Below are 20,216 nucleotides of genomic sequence, written 5' to 3'. Positions count from 1 at the left end.
AGGGGCTACTCAGTTTTAGCGCGCTACAGCCTGGGCGCCCGGGCTGCGGCCGATAAGATCCTGTTCACCCCGGCGGTCAGCACCGTCACCGGTGCGCTGGTCAATCCCTCGGCGGGTGATGACACCGTGCGGCAGGCGGAAATCGGTGTGAAATACCGGCATAACGGCGTGGTGCTGAATCTTACCAGCTTCCATGCGCTGACCGACGACACCAACTCGCAGATCGCTACCAATCCGGCGACCGGACAGCTCGAGCTGAGCGCCGTCACCCGTGCTTACACGGCCTATGGTCTGGAGTTCGAAAGGCGGTTTCCGCCGCGGGCGGTTTAACCTGATGGCGCATGCCACCTATACCGAGGCCAAGATCCGCCGTGCGGAAAATCCCGCGTTGGTGGGCAACACGCCGCGGAACCAGCCAAAGCTGATCTACGGCCTGACGCCGCAATATGATCCCAAGCGGTTCACGATCGGGGCGAGCTTCATCGGCACGACCGCAGCTTCACCCAGGACGTGAACCAGCTGCGGATGCCAGGCTATACCACCGTCGGGCTGTTCGCACAGGTTTGCTCTGCAGACCGGTTCGAACTGGGGATCAATGCCAGCAACCTGCTGAACACCCGCGCCATCACGGGCATCTCGGAAGGGGCCCTGCCGGCATCGGGCGTGGTGATATCGCGGCCGCTCTACGGGTGCACTGTCTCCGGTTCGGCGCGTGTCTTCTTCTGATCCCACCTTCGCAAGAGGACCGGCGCGCGGACATGCGCATCGGTCCTTCTTACTGGCGGTGCGCAAGGTACGGTTTCGTGCTGCGACGGCGCAAATCCAGCGTCCCGCAGTTCGAAACCTCACCTTCCCCCGGGCGGCAGGTTCGTCTCCAGATAGCGGGTCATCAGTGTGTAGAGGTGGATGGTGGTATTCTCGCCCTCGTAGATGCCGTGGGTACGGTCGGGATAGGCCATCATCGTGAATTGCTTGTTCGCCCGGATCAGCCGGTCGACCAGCTGTTCCATATTCTGGTAATGGACATTGTCGTCGCCGGTGCCGTGGATCAGCAGCAGATTGCCCTGCAACCGGTCCGCGAAAGTGATCGGCGAGCCGTTGCGGTACCCGTCCTTATTGTCCTCGGGCAGGCCCATATACCGCTCCTGATAGATGGTATCGTAGAGCCGCATGTCGGTCGGCCCGGCCACCGCGATGCCGGTCTTGTAGAGATCGGGATAGCGGAACAGCGCATTCTGCGTCATCGCGCCGCCGCCGCTCCATCCCCAGATGCCGATGCGCGCCGGGTCGATATAGGGGCGCGTCTCCAGCATCTTGCGCACCGCGGCGGCATAATCGGCAGAAGCCAGGATGCCGACCTGGCGATAGATGCTCTTGCGCCAGTCATGGCCGCGCGGGGTGGCGGTGCCGCGCGGATCGATGCTGGCGACCAGATAGCCCGATTGCGCCAACATCCGATGCCACAGGCCCTGCGAGCCTTGCCAGTGATCGCCGACGGTCTGGCCCCAGGGTTCGCCGTAGACGTAGAACAGGATCGGATAGCGTTTGGTGGGGTCGAAATTGGCAGGCTTGATCAGCCAGCCGTCAAGCTGGGTCCCGCCGCCGATGTCGACGCGGAAGAATTCGGTGGGCGACAGGCCGGTGCTCGCGACGAGCTTCGCCAGCGGCGCGTTGGTCACCAGCGTCCGCAGCGACGTCTGCCGGGTCAGGTCGACCATGTCCGTCACGGGCGGCGCGTCGAAGCGCGACACGGTGTGCAGCGCCCAGTGCGCGCTGGGGGCAATGTCATAGCTGTGGGTGCCCGGCTGGCCGGCCGGGGTCAGCCGCTCGACCCTGGGCGTGCCCGACAGGGTGGTGCGATAGAGATAGCGCTGGGTGGGATTGTCGGGGGAGGCGATGAACCAGGCATAGCCCGCCTTCTCGTCGACGCGCAGCAGGTCGATCACGTCGAACGCGCCCGGCGTGCGCAGTGTCGCGCGGCCGGTCTCGCGGTCGATGGTGTAGAGGTGCCGCCAGCCGTCGCGCTCGGAAAGCCAAGTGAAGCGTTTGCCCCCCGCCAGCCATTCGGGCGCGGCATTGGCCTCCACCCAGGCGGCGTCGCGCTCGACCATCACGGGCTTGACCGCACCCGTGGCGGGATCGCCGAGCAGCGCGGTGAAGCTGTTCTGCAGCCGGTTGGATTGCTGGATGAACACCGCGTCCGATCCGCCCGCCCAGCTCATCTGCGGCACGTAGTTCTGTCGGGGATCGCCCTCGAGCTTGAACCAGCGGGTGCTGCCATCGGCGATGTCGACCGTGCCGACCGTCACAGCCGAATTGGTCGTGCCCGCCTTGGGATATTGCAGCGGAATGGGCTGCGAATATTGGCTGCCGGTATTCTTGATCATGTAAAAGGTGCCGACGCCGCGCGTGTCGAACCGCCAGAAGGCGATGCGCTTCGAATCCGGGCTCCACTCGAAGGCGCGGTGGAGCGAGAATTCTTCCTCATAGACCCAGTCTGCCAGCCCGTTGACGACATAGTCGTCGCCGTCGCGGGTCAGTTGCACCGGGGCGCCCTCGGTGACCGGTTCGACATAGAGGTTGTTGCGATAGACATAGGCGATGCGCCTGCTGTCGGGCGAAAAGCTGGCATAGAGGGTGCTGGATGCCGCCGCATCGCCGCCGATTTTGCGCAGTGCCTGCGTGGCCGGTTCGTAGAGCCAGTAATCGGCGAGCGCGGGGGTACGGCGGAACCGCTGGCTATTGGTTTGGATCAGCAGCAACCGGTGATCGGGCGACCATGCATAACCGTCGATCGCCAGCGGCTTGTCCGCGCCCTTGGGCACCAGCGCAGTGGCGGGAACGACGACGGTCCGCTGTCCGTCTTTGATGCGGTAGCGGACAATATCCTGCCCGCTCGTCGGCGCATCCTCGACTGCGAGATAGCTTTCGCCGTCCTCGCCCCAGCGGCTGTCGCGCACCCATTGTTCGCGCACCGCGCCACGCCCGAAGATCGACTGGACCGACAGCTTCGTTGTGGGTGCAGCCGCTTGTTCCGTGACTTGTGCCGCCACCCGCGGCGGGGCGATCAGCGGGCAAAGCGAGAGTAAACAGGCGGAAACCAGAAAAGAAGCGCGCATCGGGTAGTCCATTCCATGCCAGATGCGGACACCGTAGCCCTGTCGCCCATTTTGTACATGGTATACTTTTCTGAGCTGCCGAATGGCAGCCGCCGCAATGCTAGGCTGTCGCGGTCTTCAGCCAGTCGTTCAGCGCCGCCGCCACTGCGTCGGGTTCCTCGACCGGCAGCATGTGTCCGGCGCCGGGCACGATGGTAAGCGTCGCATGCGGCGCGAGCTGGTGCATTGCCTCGTGCTGGGTGGGCGGCGACCAGCGATCCTGTTCCGCAGTCAGCAACAGGACCGGGCCTTTATAGCCGGCCAGCACCGGCCCCGCATCGGCGCGGCCGAGCAGGGCGGCGATCTGGCCGAGATAGGCCTCGCGCGGATAGGCAGTGACCATCGCGGTCAGGTCCGGCATCAGCGCGGCGACCCGCTCCGGGCTGGCCCCCATCATCGGCGGGAGCCACGCGGCCGCGAGGGCAGCCATGCCTTCCGCTTCGGCGATGTCGATCAGGCGCTGCCGCCCGGCGGGTTCGGCTTCGCCTACGGGATGGACGCCGGTATTCGCCAGCACCAGCCCGGCGATACGTTCCGGCACCTGGCGCACCGCTTCCAGTGCGACGCGGCCGCCCATCGAATGGCCGATCAGGATCAGCGGCCCGTCCACCGACGCCAGCACCGATGCCGCCATCGCTGCCAGCGAATCATATCCCGGAAAGGCGAAGATTTGCTTCTTCTGGCATTCCGGCAGTCGCTCGGCCACGGGCTCCCATACCCGCGCATCGCTCAGCAAGCCGCAGAGAAAGGCAAGGCTCGGCTGGGGCATGGTCTTTTCGTTCCTCTCCAGGGATATACGGGGGCGCCATCGCGCCCCCGCGGGGTTCAGTCCATCAGTTTCTGGACCATGTAGGTCATCGTCAGTGCGGTGGTTCGCGCCGCCTGTTTCAGGTCGGCGCCTGCGCCGTGGCCGCCCTCGGTGTTCTCGTAATAGAAGAAGGGCAGGCCCATCTCCTCCATCCGCGCGGCGAACTTGCGGGCATGCTGGGGCCCGACGCGATCGTCCTTGGTGGTCGTAAAGATGAACGGTTCGGGGTAGCGCACGCCCTTCTTCAGATTGTGATAGGGCGAGGTCTTGAGCCAGAACGCCATCACGGCGGGATCGGCATTCACGTCGCCATATTCGCCCTGCCACGAGGCGCCGGCGGCGATCTTCGAAATGCGGATCATGTCGAGCAGCGGCACTTCGATCAGCACCGCGTTCCACAGTTCGGGATGCTGGGTGAACTCCACGCCCATCAGCAGCCCGCCGTTCGACCCGCCTTCGATGCCCAGCCGGCGCGGGCTGGTGATCTTGCGGGCGAACAGATCCTTCGCCACCGAGGCGAAATCGTCATAGATGATCTGGCGTTTGGTGCCGATGCCGGCCTCGTGCCAGGCGGGGCCGAACTCGCCGCCGCCGCGAATATTGGCCAGCACGAAGGCGCCGCCGCGCTCCAGCCATAGCTTGCCGTTCGTCCCCGAATAATAGGGGGTCTCGCTGACCTGGAAGCCGCCGTAGGCGGTCATGATGGTCGGCGTGGTGCCATCATATTTGATGTCCTTCCGATGCACCACGAAATAGGGAATCCGCGTGCCGTCGGTCGATGTCGCTTCGAGCTGTTCGACCACATCGTTCGACGCATCGAACTTGGCCGGCAGCGACTTGGCCTTGTCGAGCGTCTGGCTGTCGATATCGGCAAGGTAGAGCGTCGAAGGGGTCAGGAAGCCGCTGGCGCTGACGAAGGTGCGGTTCGACTTCTTGTCCGCCGATCCGAAGCCGATCGAGAGATTGTCCGGCAGCGGCAACTGGCTCGCGGTCCAGCCGCCATCGGGCTTGGGGGTATAAACAAGGGCACGCCCACGCACGTTGCTGAGCGTGTTGATCAGCAGCTTGTCGCGGGTGGAGGAGACGCCGTCGAGCGCGTCGCGCGGGCCCGGTTCCCAGACGAGGCTGGGCTTGAGCGCGCCAGGCGCTTTCAGCACCGCGTCAAGATCGAGCTGCACCAGCGAACCTGCCTTGAAGCTCGCGCCGCCCGCCGACCAAGGCTCGTCGAGCTGCACGATCACGCGACCGGCGACCAGCTCGACGACCGAGGCCTTGTCCGGGATGGCGAGCCGCTCGGCACCGCGCGGGGTGAGCACATAGGTCTGGTGGCGGAACGTATCGAGCGGCCGCTCGATGACGCCGAGCTGGCGCCCCTGGCCGTCACGCATCATAGCCGGGCTGACGCCATAGCCGCCGTCCTGCTGTTCGCCGCGATAGACTTCGACGGCGGCCGAGAGCGGCTGGCCGCGCGTCAGCCGCTTGACGATGAACGGATAGCCGGAGGGGGTCAGGTCGCCCGGTGCCCAGTCGGTTGCCACCAGCAGATGGTCGCGGTCTTCCCAGGCGATGCGGTGCTTGCCGCGCGGCAGGTGGAATCCGCCGTCGACGAACTTGCCGCTGTCGAGGTCGAACTCGCGCACTTCGACGGCATCTTCGCCGCCATCGGACAGCATGACCAGGCAGCGCTGCTGTTCGGGTTCCAGGCAGGGCGTGCCCTTCAGCACCCAGCTCTTGCCCTCCGCCTTGCCCAGTGCATCCACGTCCAACACCGTCGTCCAGTGCGGATCGGCCGTGCGATAGGCAGCGAGCGAGGTCTTGCGCCAGATGCCGCGCAGATGCTCCGGATCCTGCCAGAAATTATAGATCTCGCCGTGCAGGAAGCTGGGGAAGGGGATGCGGTCGCGCGAGCCCGCAATGGTCAGTGCCTCGTCGTACAGCGTCTTGTATCGGGCATCGGCCTCCAGCCTTTTGGTGGTGGCGGCGTTGTGCGCATCCACCCACTGCATCGCCTGGGGCGAGGAGAAGGGTTCGAGCCAAAGATAGGGGTCGGCCGGGGCAGTCTGCGCCAGCGCGGCGGCGGGCAGGCTGGTGGCGAGCAGGGCGGCAAGAAGCGTCAGGCGCATGGGAGCATGTTTCTCCATTGGCCGGGCAGGCTGCCCGGCGAACCAGGACCGCCAGCATGTTGCCACGCCGGCGATCCTGCAAGCCCGTGCGCGCGAACACGCACGCTTTTCGTATCTTGGCTCGCGTATCTTAGCCGAACTGGAGTGCCGCGGTGAGGTCACCCGGCGGCGGGCCGCCGGCGGCGATCATCGCGCGCTCGCGCTCGATCAGGCCCGGCAGCGGCTTGAGCCCGAAGCGTCGGGTCAGGAACCGCGCGATCGATCCGGTGTCGTAGATGCTGTGGTCGACATGCCCCTTGCGGGCGAAGGGCGAGACGATCACCGCCGGCACGCGCGTGCCCGGGCCCCAGCGGTCGCCCTTGGGCGGCGCGACATGGTCCCACCAGCCGCCATTTTCATCGAAAGTGATGACGACCAGCATCTTGTCCCATTGCGGGCTGCGGCGCAGCGCATCGACAATGACGGCGATGTGGCGGTCGCCGGCATCGACGTCCGAATAGCCGGCATGCATGTTGAGATTGCCCTGCGGCTTGTAGAAAGTGACCGCCGGCAGCGTGCCGGCTGCGACATCCGCCAGGAAATGGTTGGTGCGCGGCGTTTCGCCTTCGCCGGCATCGCGCAGATGCGCTTCGCGCGCCTTGGTGCCGGGGGCGAATTGTTCGAAATAGTTGAACGGCTGGTGATGCGGCTGGAAATTCGGCCGGGTGGGGAAGCTGCCGTCGGTGCCGTGACCGGCCAGCGCAGCGCCCCAGCCGCCGGCATACCAGGCCCATCCGACACCGCGCGCCGTAAGCAGGTCGCCGATCGTCTCGTGGTGCTGCGGCACCATCGTCTTGGCGTCGCTCCAGTCGGCATAGCCCGGCCGTTCCGGATCGAGCTGATAGGTTGGCGCATAGGGCGGCAGCATCGTGTTGACCGACCAGAAATCGGGCGTCAGCGAGCTGGGGACGAAATCGGGCGGGCCATCCAGCGCGCTGGCAGGCGATTTGGGCTTCAGCTTCAGGCGAATGCCCTTGGGGTCATTGCCTTCCACTTCGGCGATGCGGCCCTTGGCGGGGCTCTTGTCGGCGTTCGGATAATAAGGCGGGCGCGCCGCGATCAGATATTGGTGGTTGAGATAGGAGCCGCCGAACGCGCCCATGAAGAAATTGTCGCACAGCGTGAATTCGCGCGCGATCTGCCAAAGGCGCAGCTTGGCGGAGGTGTCGCCATAATGGCCCATCACGAGGCCGCCGCTGTCTCCCCAGGCGACGAAGCCGTCGTTGCGGCCGCCATTGATCTGCAGCTGGTTGTTGTAGAAGGCATGGACCAGATCGCGCGTCACCACGCCGTGCGGCAGCGGGTCGCCTTCGGGGGTGCTGAGCGCGAACGGCGCATTGGGCAGCGGCGCCAGATCATCCGGCCCGATCTTGTAGCTGCGATGTTCGACCACCTGCTCGTCAGGCACCATGCCTTCCCACACCTTGGGCAGTCTGGGGAGCACGCTGCCGTCCCGGTCGCGCTGGGCGGCGCGTTCGGGCGACACCGCCGACAACGGCTGGGCGAGGCCCGGGAAATCGGCAAACAGATTGTTGAAGCTGCGGTTCTCGGCATAGATCACCACCACGGTTTCGATCTGCGCGAGTGCCTTGTCCGTTACAGGGGCCGGCGATGCGGTCTTCGCCTCGCCTGGTGTGGCGGCGATCAGTCCGGCCAGACCCAACGTACCGAGCAGCGTGCGGCGGTCCTGATCGGGCACCCGGTCTTCGCCGGTGCCGATGGGGGCGCCCTGTTCCGCTCGCGTCGTCTCGTCCTTCATCCGGCCTGTCTCCTTTTACCGCCTTGCGGCTGTTGGCAGCAGAATGTGACGGGATTGCGAGCGCCGGTTCAGTTGCCCGTCTCGATGATGCGCGCATCGGCAAAGCGCGTGCGGAACGGCTCCGGCACCGGCCCGTCGGTAACGAATATGTCCACCATGTCGAACGCGCAGGTCTGCACCAGGCCCTGACGGCCCAGCTTGGTAGCATCGGCCACCAGCACCACCCAGCGTGCCAGCCCGGCGACTTTCCGCTTGATCGCCGCTTCACCCAGATGGAAGTCCATCAGCCCCAGTTCGGCGTCGATCGCCCCGATCGACAGGATGGCGATTTCCGGCGTGAACCGCCCGAGAAAGGCATCGGCTTCGGCACCGAAAGCGGCGCGGTAATCCTTATCGATTTCGCCGCCCGCCAGAAACACGCGGTTGTTGTTGATCGAACAAAGCTCGTGCGCGACGTCGATCGCGTTGGTCAGCACCGATAGCTGGCGATGCCCGCGCAGCGCCCGGGCGACATGCAGCGACGTGCTGCCGCTATCGATGAAGATCGCGCTGTTATCGGCGATCAGCGGCGCGGCGGCGAGGGCGATTGCCGCCTTGGCCGCGAACTGTTCGTTCACGCGGGTATCGAACGGTGTTTCAAACGCAATGTCGGGCAGGCGGACCGCCCCGTGCAGCTTGTGCACCTTGCCCTGGGCTTCGAGTTCCTTGACGTCGCGCCGGACGGTTTCTTCCGACACGCCGAGACGCAGAGCCAGTTCGCCGATCGTGCAGTTCCGCTGCGCCTCCAGCGCGCGGAGCAATTGTTCCTGTCGGTCCTGCCGTCGCATGCCTGTCTCCTCCCCGCTATCTGCGACTCTATCATTTTGTGTGGCCGTTTCCACAAAAATTGTGGCTTTTGACTTTCAATGTCACAATCGCGTAGCAGATCGTGCCTAATTCCGCTGTCGAGGACGCCAAAAGGGGGCGTCGAGCCACGAGGGGAATCGACATGAGCACCAAAGCGCAATGCGCTTCGGCGGGCGATCGCGCACGCCTGTTTCTGATGGGCGGCACGGCCATGCTGGCACTCGCCGCAAGCCCGGCCCTTGCCCAGTCCACGGCGGAGAGCGAGCGGGAAGATCAGGTCGTCATCACCGGCCGCGCCGCGCAGCAATCGGCAGAGCGGGAAAAGCATGACGCCACCATCGTCGCCGAAGTGATTTCGTCCGAACAGCTCTCCGCGGTGCCGGTCAACAGCGTCGTCGACGGGCTGAAGCGCCTGCCGGGCATCAGCGTCGTCACTTCCTATGGCAATGCCGAGCCGCGCTACATCACCGTGCGCGGGCTCGATTCGGCCTATAACGTCTACACGCTGAACGGCGTCCGCATGCCGACCGCCGAAGACAGCCGCGCCGTCGCGCTCGACCTGTTCGCGCCCGATGCGGTTTCGTCGGTGCGGATCATCAAGACGGTGACGCCCGATCTCGACGGCGACGCGCTGGGCGCGACGGTCGATATCCGCACCGCCAGCCCGTTCGATCACCCCACCGGCTGGCGCATGGCGTCGGCACGGGTCGGCTATGACGAATCGACGCAGAAGGCGCCGGTCGATCTGTCGGCGGGCTTCTCGACCTTCCTCGACAGGGACAAGCGGCTGGGCTTGCTGGTCACCGGCTTCTATTCGCACCGCCAGACGATCGCCGCGCGCAACACCAACCCCGATCAGGCGAACAGCTGGCAGCGCCCGGCCAACGCCAGCGACACGCAGGTCGTCGATCCGCGGCAGTTGACGCTGGTGAGCCACGGGCTCGACCAGTTCACCAACAATGTCACCAAGTTCGGTGGTGACGGGATGCTGGAATTCCGCCCCGACGATGTCAATCGCTTCTATCTGCGCGCATCCTATGAGCGGTGGAAGAACCCGCAGCGGCACGATTACATCAACGTGCTCGACCGGTTCGACGACAATGGCAACATCAACGGCTTCCGCACCCTGATCGGCGCCGAAATCAAGGAAGAGGACAACCGGCTGGGCTCCGTCGGCTTCGGCGGATCGAACAAGTTAGGCGCGCTGACCGCCAGCTATGATTTTGCCTATTCCTACGGTCGCACCAGCACGCCGCAGCAATATTATATGGAGTTCAATTCGGACTCCTCGACCGATCCGACGTTCAACAGCACGATCAATTTCCAGGCGACCAACCCGCGCTATCCGAAATGGGTGCTGAGCGACGCGCAGGCGCGGGCGATGTACAATGTCGCCAATCTGGGGCTGAGCGATGCGGAACTGTATAACCGCCGCGCGACCGACAACCAGTTGTTCGGCCGGTTCGACCTGACATGGGAGCCCGAAGATGCCGGCCTGCTGCGCTCGGCCAAGGCCGGCCTGCGCATCCGCCGCGCCAGCCGCCGCTACAACCAGCACCAGATCGCCGACATCCTGAACGGCGACCAGTATCAGTTCCAGAGCGTGAAGCTGGGCACCCCGTTGTCGACGCTGCCCTATCTGCTGGGCGGTACGATCGACAGCTATCAGGGTGGCCAGTATAGCGGCAACACGCGCTTCGGCACGATCCTTAACATGGATCAGGCGCTGCGCCTGCTCGAAGCCGCGCCGCAGGTGACCGACGCCGATTACCCCTGGAACCTCAACAAGCGCTACGGCACCGAAACCAGCTATAGTGGCTATGCCATGGCGGTGATCGGCAGCGAGATATTGTCGGCTACGGTCGGCGCCCGGTTCGAGCGGACCGAAATCTACAACGAGTATCTGACGACCACCACCAATCCGGACGGATCGGTAACGCGCGTCTATGGTGGCCCCAACGGTACCAGCACCGCCAGCTACAACAACTTCTTGCCGAGCATCCACGTCAACTGGCGGCCGAACGCGACCATCGCCGCGCGCGGTGCGGTGTGGACCTCGTTCGCGCGGCCCAACTTCCTCGACATTTCGGGCGCCAGCACGATCGATCGCAGTGCCGGGGTGATTACGATCAGCCAGGGCAACCCCAATCTGCACCCTGCGAAGGCGATCAATGTCGACCTCAATGTCGATTACGGCACGCGCTCGACGGTGCTCAGCCTGGGCGGCTTCTTCAAGTCGATCGATGGCTTCATGTATGGCCGCGCCCAGTCGGCGGTCACCACGCGCGGCCAGACGGTCATCACCCAGCCCGTCAACGGCAACACCGCCACCGTCTGGGGAATCGAGTTCGGTGGCCGGCAGGCGCTGATCGCGGGCTTCTGGCTCAACGGCAACGTCACCTGGCAGCATAGCGAGGCCGATCCGGGCGGCACCGGCCGCGTGCCGGGCAAGGTGTGGCTGCCCAACGCGCCGCGCTGGATCTACAATATCGGCCTTTCCTACGAGAAGGCGCGGTGGAGCGGCGACCTCAACTTCAACTATCAGGGCAAGCGTCTCACCGTCCTGCGGCCCAGCGGCCTGGACGAATGGGAACAGCCGATCGGCGCGCTCGACGCTTCGATCCGCTATCGCGTGACCGATGCGGTGACCGTGTCGCTCGGCGGCAAGAACCTGACGGGTCAGCCGAGCTATTGGGGCACGCACAGCGATCAGCAGATTGCCACCGTCGCCTATCAGACGGCGCCGCGGACCTATTATCTGAGCGTCACTTTCCGGCAGTGATGCGCGGGCCGGGCGGGGCACTTCGGGGTCCCGCCCGGACTCGTCACGATTGCGTCGTTTTGGCGGCGTAGCGACGCGGTTGAACCCAGGATTTTTAGGAACGCCCCAGATGACATTCGATCGCCGCGCGCTGCTTCGCACCGGCCTTGGCGCTGCTACGCTGGCATCGTTGCCGGCCTCGATCGCCCGCGCGCTCGCCATCCCTGCCGATGTGCGCAAGGGCACGATCGAGGATGTCGCCCATGTCGTCATCCTGATGCAGGAAAACCGGGCGTTCGACCATTATTTCGGCACGCTTTCCGGCGTGTGCGGCTTTGGCGACCGCTTCCCGATTCCGGTCGCGCCCGGCCCGGACGGTGCGCCGCGCGACGTGTGGACACAGTTGGACCGCACCGCCGTGCCGCCGCGCGCCGTTCATCCCTTCCACCTTTCCACCCAAGCGCAGTTCGAACTGATGCGCATGGCCGGCACGCCGCATCACTGGCCCAACGCCCAGGCGGCGTGGGACCATGGCCGCATGGGCCATTGGCCGGAGGCGAAGACCCAGCGTGCCATGGGCTATTTCACGCGCGAGGACATTCCCTTCCAGTTCGCGCTGGCCGAGGCCTTCACGCTGTGCGACGCCTATCATTGCTCGGTGCAGACCGGCACCAACACCAACCGGCTGTTCCTGTGGAGCGCGACCAACGATCCGCACGGCAAGGCCGGCGGACCGGTGATCGACAATGTCGACGATTCGCTCGACCGCCCCGATTCCGCCCAGCCGCGCTATCACTGGACGACCTATGGCGAGCGGCTGCAGGCGGCCGGCATCGACTGGCGCCATTATCAGGACATGGCCGATAATTTCGGCGACAATCCGGTGCAGAACTTCCTGCAATATCGCCGCGCGTATCGCGGCGAACCGGGGAGCGACCCGGCGCTGAAGGACCGCGCGCTCAGCACGCAGGCGATCGACCGCCTCAAGGCCGACGTGCTCGCCGGCCGCCTGCCGCAGGTGTCGTGGGTGATCGGCACCGCCGAAGGTTCCGAACATCCCGGGCCGTCGAGCCCGGCGCAGGGCGCGGCCTATATCGCGCAGGTGATCGATGCGCTGACCGCCGATCCCAAGGTTTGGGCGCGCACCGCATTGTTCGTGATGTTCGACGAAAATGACGGCTTTTTCGACCATGTGCCGCCCCCCGCGCCGCCTTCGCCCGATCCCGATGCGCCGGGCGGCTGGGCAGGGGCCTCGTCGGTCGATACCGCTGGCGAATATCACCGCCTGCCCGCGCCGGGTGCCGAGGGCGACGAGCTTGAACTGCGCGGCCGGCCTTATGGGCTGGGCCCGCGTGTGCCGATGTATGTCCTGTCGCCCTGGTCGCGCGGCGGCTGGGTCCATTCGGAAGTGGCGGACCATACTTCGGTCATCCGCTTCCTCGAACGCCGTTTCGGCGTGATGGAGCCGAACATCTCGCCCTGGCGCCGCGCGGTGTGCGGCGACCTTACCGGTGCGTTTGATTTCGCCCGGCCCAATTTCCGCGATTTTGCGGCCGCACTTCCCGATACGCACAAGGCGCGCGAAGCGGCACTGGCGATCAAGGGGCAGGTGGCGCCGCAGGCCCCCGCTGCGCCGACCCGCCCGGTGCAGGAACGCGGCGTGCGCCTTGCCCGCCCGCTCCCCTATCGGCTGGAGGTGCAGGACCGCGTCGATGCCATCGCCGGCCGGATCGCGCTCGATTTCGCCAATACGGGCACCAAGGCAGCGGTATTCCACGTCTATGACCGGTTGCACCTCGACCGCATTCCGCGCCGCTACACCGTCGCGCCCGGCGCCACGCTGGCGGGCGAATGGATGCTGGATGGCGAGGAGGGGCGCTACGACCTGTGGGTGCGCGGCCCCAATGGTTTCCACCGCCACTTTGCCGGCGACCGGGCGAGCGCGCAGGCGCTGCACTGGACGCTGGCCGACGGCACGCTGACGCTGGCTGCGCCGGCCGGGGTGCAGGTGACGCCGGGGGCCTATGCCGAACATCATGCCGGCTGGACGGCGCCCGCCGGCGGCGGCAGCCAGCACTGGTCGCTCGCGCCGACCCAGGGTTGGTATGATCTGGTCATCACCAGCGATGCGCATCCCCGCTATCACCGTCGCCTCGCCGGGCGGCTGGAAGACGGGAAGGCAGGCATCACCGATCCCGCGCGGGCGTGAGCCGCAAGGGTCTGTGCGCTTTGTTGTCCGACAATAAAATGTACTGGTGCAGCGTTGCGTGCTTGATTTTGCGCGCGCCATCGGGTGTTGGCGGTTGAACGGCGCGTGGCCAGAGCCTAAGTCGCCGGGGCATTGTTACCGCTAACTTCATTACGGGATCGGAGAGAGCTAAGATGGCGCTGACCGGAGAATTGTTCATCGCATCGAAGCGCGTCGCCCGCGACGCCGGCTTCCGCGCCGTTGCCGCCGCGACGGGCAGCGAGATCGAACCCAGCTTCAGCGTCGCGACGCTCGAGGATGTCGACGCCGCCTGCGCCGCTGCAGAAGCTGCGTTCCTGCCCTATTCCAGCCTGCCGCGCGAAGAGCGCGCCAGGTTCCTCGAAGCGATTGCCGAGGAAATCGAGGCGCTGGGCGACGAACTGATCGAGCGCGCGATGCAGGAAAGCGGCCTGCCGCAGGCCCGCCTGCAGGGCGAGCGCGGCCGCACCGCCGGCCAGCTGCGCCTGTTCGCGAAGGAACTGCGCCTCGGCGATTATCTCCGCGTCCGCATCGACCATGCGATCCCCGATCGCGCGCCGCTGCCCAAGCCCGACCTGCGCCTGCGCATGGTGCCGCTTGGCCCGGTCGCGGTGTTCGGCGCCTCGAACTTCCCGCTCGCCTTCTCGACCGCCGGTGGCGACACCGCCTCGGCGCTTGCTGCCGGTTGCCCGGTGGTGGTGAAGGGCCACCCGGCGCATCCGGGCACGGCCGAGCTGGTCGCGACCGCCATCGCCCGCGCGGTGGAGAAGACCGGCATGCCGGCAGGCGTGTTCTCGATGGTCGCCGGCATCGCGAATGAACTGGGCGAGGCGCTGGTGCGCGATCCGCGCATCAAGGCGGTCGGCTTCACCGGCTCGCGCGGCGGTGGTCTGGCGCTGGTCCGCATTGCGCAGAGCCGCCCGGTGCCGATCCCCGTCTATGCCGAGATGAGCAGCATCAACCCGGTGTTCCTGCTGCCGGCCGCGCTGGAAGCGCGTGCCGAGGCGCTGGGCAAGGGCTATGTCGCATCGGTGACGATGGGCGCAGGCCAATTCTGCACCAACCCGGGCCTCGTGCTGGCGCTGGAGAGCCCGGCGCTGGAGCGCTTCCTCGCCGCCGCCACCGAAGCCATGACCGGCGCCCCCGCGCAGGTGATGCTCACCCCGAACATCCACAAGGCCTATGAAACCGGTGTGGCCAAGCTGGCATCGGCGCCGAGCGTGAAGCAGATCGCGCAGGGCGTCGAGCCGCAGGGGCCGACCTGCGGCCGCGGTGCGCTGTTCACCATGACCGGCGCGGACTTCCTCGCCGATCCGAGCCACGCCGAGGAAATCTTCGGCGCGACCTCGCTGCTGGTGCGCTGCACCAGTGTCGAGGAGCTGAAGCAGGTCGTGGCGCTGCTCGAAGGCCAGCTGACCACCACGCTGCACCTCGACGAAGGCGACGTCGCCATCGCGCAGGAACTGCTGCCGTCGCTCGAGCGGCTGGCCGGCCGCATCCTCGCCAATGGCTGGCCGACCGGCGTGGAAGTGACCGACGCGATGGTCCATGGCGGGCCGTTCCCCTCCACTTCGGACGGGCGCAGCACCTCTGTGGGCACGCTCGCGATCGACCGCTATCTGCGGCCGGTGTCGTACCAGGACCTGCCGGAGGCGCTGCTGCCGGTCGACGTGCGTGACGGTGCGGGTGTGCCCGCGCGGGTGGACGGTAAGCCGACCGTTTGAGGCTCCTCTAAGACCCCTTGCCCTTCCACGCCTTCGGCGCTCCTTCCTCTCTCGCAAGGAGAGGGAGAGGTCCTGCAGCCACAGTCGGCGGGAAGGGTGAGCGGGCCTGACAGCATGACCTTGCTGATCGCGCACTTCATATGCGAGCATGCAGGAATGGATGCGGGCGCGGATTATCTCAGGGACAGGATGCTGATGCTCACCATCGGCATAGCGGCCTGTGGGGGGCTGGTCCTCGTCCTGTGTAGTTGGTTCTTCCCTCCCAATCCTATTCCCGCGAGCTACGCCAATGGGGAATATCGCAACACCGATTGCGGCATGCTGCGCCTCCACAACGGGAACCTTACCTTCGGCCGGGCGAGCATTGGCTACGTGCTGGAGCGCCGCAAGAACGACATTGCGGTATTGTCCCCGCACATGATTGGTGTCCGCCGAGACGATTCCGGTTGCAGGGTCGTGTATGAAGCAGACAAGTTTCCGCTGTACTTGCCGCTTGTCGGCAGCGACGCTCCCAATGCCGTGCGTCTGATGGATGTAAGCACCGGTCAGGAGTACACGTTCGATCGAGCGAGGCCTGAGGCACATCAGCCCCGGTAGGTCGAATGGACGTAGCCAAGGGGATATGCGCAGGTTTCAATCCTCCCCCGGAGGGGGAGGGGGACCGGCGAAGCCGGTGGAGGGGTACTCTCCACCGGCTGTGACGACAATATGTTGAACGACGGCGGCAACGTCCCCCAAAATCTCGGCGGCCGGTATGCGGAGAAGCCGTATGCCGTTTGAGCGAAGCCAGTCATCACGTACCGCATCGCGCAGAGGGCGGTCGCCCCGCGCATGGGCCTCGCCGTCGACTTCAACCGCCAGCGTTGCCCGGGCGCAGAAGAAGTCGAGCACATAACGCCCGGCGGGATGTTGTCGCCGAAACCGCAATCCTGCGGGCCTTTTGCGAAGTTCCTGCCACAACAGCACTTCCGGAAGGCTCATGGTTCGGCGCAGTTCGGCTGCAAGCGACTGCGTGCGTTTCGGACCGTGGAGCATGCGGCGCGCTACCCCTCCACCAGCCTGCGGCTGGTCCCCCTCCCCCTCCGGGGGAGGATGTGTGTGTCAGAACTTCGCCTCGCCATAGACGCGGGTGATGTCGCCCTGCCAGTCGCCATGGTATCGATCGAGCAGTATCTGCGCCGGCACCTTGCCGGTCCGCACGATCTCGCGCAGGGGATCGAGGAAGCCTGATTCATTGTCGCCCGCGCCGTTCAGCCGGCCCCGCGCCTTGAGCCCCGCACTGGCGATGTCGAGCACTTCGCCGGCGATGTCCGCCAGCTTGCCGTCGCCGGGCAGCGGCGCGTCGAGCGCCAGCTTGGGCACTGCGTTCCGCAGCGCCTCGCGGCCTTCCATCGACCAGCCCTTTACCAGATCCCAGGCGGCATCCAGCGCGCCCTGATCGTAGAGCAGGCCCACCCACAGCGCCGGCAACGCGCAGATGCGGCCCCAGCGGCCGCCATCGGCGCCGCGCATTTCGAGGAACTGTTTCATCCGCACTTCGGGGAAGGCGGTGGAGAGATGGTCAGCCCAGTCGTCGATCGTCGGCAGTTCGCCGGGGAGGACCGACAGCTCGCCCTTCAGAAAGTCGCGGAAGCTGAGGCCGGCCGCGTCGATATATTTGCCGTCGCGATAGACGAAGTACATCGGCACATCGAGCGCATAGTCGGCATAGCGCTCATAGCCGAAGCCGTCCTCGAACACGAAGGGCAGCATGCCGGTGCGCGCCGGATCGGTGTCCGACCAGATATGGCTGCGATAGGAGAGATAGCCGTTGGGCTTGCCCTCGGTGAAGGGCGAGTTGGCGAACAGCGCAGTCGCCAGCGGTTGCAGCGCCAGTCCGACGCGGAACTTCTTCGCCATGTCGGCTTCGCTGGCATAATCCAGATTCACCTGGATCGTGCAGGTGCGCAGCATCATGTCGAGCCCGAGCGAGCCGACGCGCGGCATGTGGCGCAGCATGATGTCGTACCGGCCCTTGGGCATGATCGGCAGCTCGCCGCGGGTCTTGTCCGGCCACATGCCCAGCCCGAGAAAGCCGATGCCCAGCCGGTCGCCCACCGCCTTCACCTGTTTCAGGTGGCGGCCGGTTTCGGCGCAGGTTTCGTGCAGGTTTTCCAGCGGCGCGCCGGAGAGTTCGAACTGGCCGGCCGGCTCCAGGCTGATCGTGCCGTCGGCGCCGGACAGCGCGATGATGTTCTCGCCCTCATAGACCGGCTTCCAGCCAAATTCAGTCAGGCCGATGAGTAGTGCGTGAATACCGCCGCGCTCTTCATAGCTGGGCGCGCGGTGGCTGCCGTCCATCCAATAGACGAACTTCTCGTGCTCGGTGCCGATACGCCAGCGCTCCGTCGGCTTTTCGCCGCGGGCGAAATATTCGACGAGCTGGGCACGATCCTCGATGACCGCCGCGTTGCTGTTGGTGTCGGTCTTCGTGCTCATGGCGCGCCCTTAGCGAGGCCCGCGAAGGAGCGCCAGTGGATTTTTGTACCGGTCGGTTACCAGTCTCCGGCGGCGCCCATCCAGAGCGTTACTGCCGCCGCAGCAGCGGTCTCGGCGCGCAGAATGCGGGGGCCGAGCGCAATGCCCACCGCCTGTGGCAGCTCGCGAATCGCCGCGCGTTCCTCCGCGTCGAACCCGCCTTCCGGGCCGACCAGAATCGCCGCCGGGCCGGGGCGGGCGCGCATCGCTTCCAGTGCGGGTATGCCGCCGGTTTCGTCGGCGAAGAACAAGGCGCGCTCCGCCGGCCAGTCGCGCAGCAGCGCGGGCAGCTTCACCGGCTCGACAAGTTCGGGCAGGGCAGTGCGGCCGCATTGCTCGGCCGCCTCGATCATATGGCTGGTCAGCCGCTCCAGGTTGAGCCGGTCGATCACGGTCCGCCGCGTGAGCACCGGCACCAGCCGTGCGACGCCCAGCTCGCACGCCTTTTCCGCCACCCAGTCGATGCGGCCTTTCTTGATCGGCGCGGCGCACAGCCACAGATTCGGCACCGCTTCGAGCGGGCGAAGCTGTTCGGTCACGTCGAGGATCAGGTCGCGCTTGCCGACCTGCGCGACCACGCCCAGCCATTCGCCATTCGCATTGTCGAACAGCTTCACTGCCTCGCCCGGCTTCATCCGCATCACCTGCGCGAGATAATGCGCCTGCGGTCCTTCGATCCGGCGCGGGCCGGGTTCGAGCGGCGGCTCGACATAGAGGCGGGGGGCGGATTGCGGTGGCCAGGCGGGTGTTGCGGGCATGGATTGCGCTGTAGCCGGGGGCGGGCGGGTTCGTCCATGCGCGCGATCCCCCGCGCGCGCGTTCCCCTCCCACCGTACAATGGCCGGAGCCTATCACCCGGTATAGCATTTGTGCAGCGCGGCACATCCGCCGCACCCAGCCGAGGATTGCACCCCATGCGTCTGCCGCTCCTGCACCCCGACCAGCTCTCCGATGTCCAGAAGCCGCTCTACGAGGATATGAAGCGCGGCATTTCCTCCAACTTCAACGCCTTCGTCGCGGTTGGTGAGGATGGCAGCCTGCTCGGTCCCTGGAACCCCTGGCTGCACGAGCCGCGGATCGGCGGCGCGATCTGGGAACTGACCAAGGCGATGTCGATGGAAGCGACGCTGCCCGATCCGGCCCGGCAGGTCGCGATCCTCGTCACCGGCGCCCATTTCGATGCCGCGTACGAAATCTACGCGCATGTCGCCGTGGCCGAACGCGAGGCGATGTCGCCTGCGCGGATCTCCGCGCTATGCGCCGGGCTCAAGCCGGCCGACCTCGACGCCCAGGAAAATGTCGCGTTCGACGTGGCCTATGCGCTCGTCAACGGCGGCGTGCTGCCCGAGCCCTGCTACCGGCTGGCTGTCGACACTTTCGGCCAGCACGGTGCGAACGAACTCATCTATCTGGTGGGGCTCTACAGTCTGGTGTCGGTGACGCTCAACGGCTTCAACGTACCGGTGCCCGAACGCGAATAGGCGCGGGGATCAGCCCCCGTAGCCGCCGCCCATCGACCCGCCCATGCTGCCGCCGCCGCGATGCCCGCCACCGCCGCGGCGGCCGCCACCGCTATGGCCTTCGCCGCCGCCGCGACCGCCGCGCCGCATCGCGCCGGCGTGGAGCTCGGGCAGTTCCTTCTTGGTGATCTTGCCGTCATGGTCGGCGTCGAGCAGATCGAACCGGCGTTTCGCTGCAGCCATGAATTCTGCCACCGTCACGCCGCCATTAAGGCTGGTGTCGGCCGAGCTGACCGGTTCGGGAATGTTGAGATAGCCGAACCGCGCAACGCCGCTCATGATGACGGTCGAGCCGATATCGGCGGCGCGGGCCTGGCCGTCTTCGCCGATCGTGGGGCCGCCCGTGTCAAAACCGCCGCCGCGTACTTCGGGCACCAGCACGGTTTCGTAATAGTCGATTTCTGTCGGGTCGATTTCGCCGTCGCCGTCGCGGTCGAGCTTCTTGAACCAGCGCATCGCATCGTCCTGAAACTCGTCGAGCGTCAGCACGCCGTCATGGTTGGCGTCGGCACCATTGAACCAGGCGTCCTGCGGCGCCACGCCGTCCTGCATGCCGCGAAAGGGCTCGCCCATCGGGCTGATGAACAGTCCGCCATGCGGCCGGGGCGGCGGCGGATTGTCCTGCGCATGCGCCGCACCCGTGGCGGCGATCATCAGACCGGCAACGAAGAATGCGCGCATTTTTACCCTCCCTGGCGAATCGAATCATTCCGCTAGCGGAAAATTGTCGCAAG

General features: G+C 66.1%; 17 protein-coding genes. 8 read left to right on the top strand and 9 right to left on the bottom strand.

Annotation, left to right across the window (positions count from 1 at the left end):
* Positions 1 to 147: 147 nt before the first annotated feature.
* The 3 genes from ACT53M_RS05005 to ACT53M_RS04995 are packed head-to-tail and all read left to right on the top strand — an operon-like array spanning position 148 to position 726.
* Positions 148 to 330, top strand: coding sequence for a hypothetical protein (locus ACT53M_RS05005; protein ID WP_476231894.1), 183 nt, complete (start codon positions 148 to 150; stop codon positions 328 to 330).
* A gap of 4 nt (positions 331 to 334) precedes the next feature.
* Complete coding sequence (locus ACT53M_RS05000) at positions 335 to 514, top strand: hypothetical protein (protein WP_476231893.1); 180 nt, start codon at positions 335 to 337, stop codon at positions 512 to 514.
* On the top strand, positions 511 to 726 hold the full coding sequence (locus ACT53M_RS04995) for a hypothetical protein (RefSeq protein ID WP_476231892.1): 216 nt from the start codon (positions 511 to 513) through the stop codon (positions 724 to 726). Before ACT53M_RS05000 ends, ACT53M_RS04995 begins: the two co-directional genes overlap by 4 nt.
* A 119-nt stretch (positions 727 to 845) precedes the next feature.
* On the opposite strand, the gene ACT53M_RS04990 is transcribed toward ACT53M_RS04995, so the two are convergent.
* The 5 genes from ACT53M_RS04990 to ACT53M_RS04970 all read right to left on the bottom strand — a co-directional run bounded on the left by ACT53M_RS04990 (position 846) and on the right by ACT53M_RS04970 (position 8,714).
* Positions 846 to 3,119: a S9 family peptidase gene (locus ACT53M_RS04990; RefSeq protein ID WP_476231891.1), complete on the bottom strand. Its 2,274-nt coding sequence runs from the start codon at positions 3,117 to 3,119 to the stop codon at positions 846 to 848.
* A 100-nt stretch (positions 3,120 to 3,219) separates the two neighbouring features.
* Positions 3,220 to 3,927 (bottom strand): alpha/beta fold hydrolase, encoded by a 708-nt coding sequence (locus ACT53M_RS04985; protein WP_476231889.1) that lies wholly within the window; start codon positions 3,925 to 3,927, stop codon positions 3,220 to 3,222.
* A 56-nt stretch (positions 3,928 to 3,983) separates the two neighbouring features.
* Positions 3,984 to 6,089: a prolyl oligopeptidase family serine peptidase gene (locus ACT53M_RS04980; RefSeq protein ID WP_476231888.1), complete on the bottom strand. Its 2,106-nt coding sequence runs from the start codon at positions 6,087 to 6,089 to the stop codon at positions 3,984 to 3,986.
* A gap of 130 nt (positions 6,090 to 6,219) precedes the next feature.
* A complete protein-coding gene (acpA, locus tag ACT53M_RS04975) occupies positions 6,220 to 7,887 on the bottom strand; it encodes an acid phosphatase (RefSeq protein WP_476231886.1) in 1,668 nt (555 codons plus the stop codon).
* Positions 7,888 to 7,955: 68 nt separating this feature from the next.
* Entirely contained in the window at positions 7,956 to 8,714 is a 759-nt protein-coding gene (locus ACT53M_RS04970) for a DeoR/GlpR family DNA-binding transcription regulator (protein ID WP_476231885.1), read from the bottom strand.
* A gap of 161 nt (positions 8,715 to 8,875) precedes the next feature.
* Here ACT53M_RS04970 and ACT53M_RS04965 point away from each other — a divergent pair, with 161 nt between their 5' ends.
* The 4 genes from ACT53M_RS04965 (at position 8,876) to ACT53M_RS04950 (ending at position 16,042) form a co-directional block, all read left to right on the top strand.
* Positions 8,876 to 11,515, top strand: a complete 2,640-nt coding sequence (locus ACT53M_RS04965) for a TonB-dependent receptor (RefSeq protein WP_476231884.1) — start codon at positions 8,876 to 8,878, stop codon at positions 11,513 to 11,515.
* Between the two features lie 109 nt (positions 11,516 to 11,624).
* Positions 11,625 to 13,703, top strand: coding sequence for a phosphocholine-specific phospholipase C (locus ACT53M_RS04960; RefSeq protein WP_476231883.1), 2,079 nt, complete (start codon positions 11,625 to 11,627; stop codon positions 13,701 to 13,703).
* A gap of 173 nt (positions 13,704 to 13,876) precedes the next feature.
* Positions 13,877 to 15,445, top strand: a complete 1,569-nt coding sequence (locus tag ACT53M_RS04955) for an aldehyde dehydrogenase (NADP(+)) (protein ID WP_476231882.1) — start codon at positions 13,877 to 13,879, stop codon at positions 15,443 to 15,445.
* 114 nt (positions 15,446 to 15,559) lie between these two features.
* Positions 15,560 to 16,042, top strand: a complete 483-nt coding sequence (locus ACT53M_RS04950; protein WP_476231880.1) for a hypothetical protein — start codon at positions 15,560 to 15,562, stop codon at positions 16,040 to 16,042.
* A 36-nt stretch (positions 16,043 to 16,078) separates the two neighbouring features.
* On the opposite strand, the gene ACT53M_RS04945 is transcribed toward ACT53M_RS04950, so the two are convergent.
* From ACT53M_RS04945 to ACT53M_RS04935, 3 genes are all read right to left on the bottom strand, one after another.
* On the bottom strand, positions 16,079 to 16,426 hold the full coding sequence (locus tag ACT53M_RS04945) for an endonuclease domain-containing protein (protein ID WP_476231879.1): 348 nt from the start codon (positions 16,424 to 16,426) through the stop codon (positions 16,079 to 16,081).
* Between the two features lie 120 nt (positions 16,427 to 16,546).
* On the bottom strand, positions 16,547 to 17,923 hold the full coding sequence (locus ACT53M_RS04940; protein ID WP_476231878.1) for a glutamate--cysteine ligase: 1,377 nt from the start codon (positions 17,921 to 17,923) through the stop codon (positions 16,547 to 16,549).
* 56 nt (positions 17,924 to 17,979) lie between these two features.
* Positions 17,980 to 18,720 (bottom strand): 16S rRNA (uracil(1498)-N(3))-methyltransferase, encoded by a 741-nt coding sequence (locus ACT53M_RS04935; RefSeq protein WP_476231876.1) that lies wholly within the window; start codon positions 18,718 to 18,720, stop codon positions 17,980 to 17,982.
* A 156-nt stretch (positions 18,721 to 18,876) separates the two neighbouring features.
* Between ACT53M_RS04935 and ACT53M_RS04930 the strand changes: the two genes are divergently transcribed.
* Positions 18,877 to 19,443, top strand: coding sequence for a carboxymuconolactone decarboxylase family protein (locus ACT53M_RS04930; protein WP_476231875.1), 567 nt, complete (start codon positions 18,877 to 18,879; stop codon positions 19,441 to 19,443).
* Between the two features lie 9 nt (positions 19,444 to 19,452).
* Here the strand turns inward: ACT53M_RS04930 and ACT53M_RS04925 are convergent, their stop codons facing one another.
* On the bottom strand, positions 19,453 to 20,163 hold the full coding sequence (locus tag ACT53M_RS04925; protein ID WP_476231873.1) for an EF-hand domain-containing protein: 711 nt from the start codon (positions 20,161 to 20,163) through the stop codon (positions 19,453 to 19,455).
* Between the last annotated feature and the right edge of the window lie 53 nt (positions 20,164 to 20,216).

The organism is Sphingomonas sp. DMC6, assembly GCF_056314225.1.
This window is presented reverse-complemented; position numbering and strand designations above follow the sequence as displayed.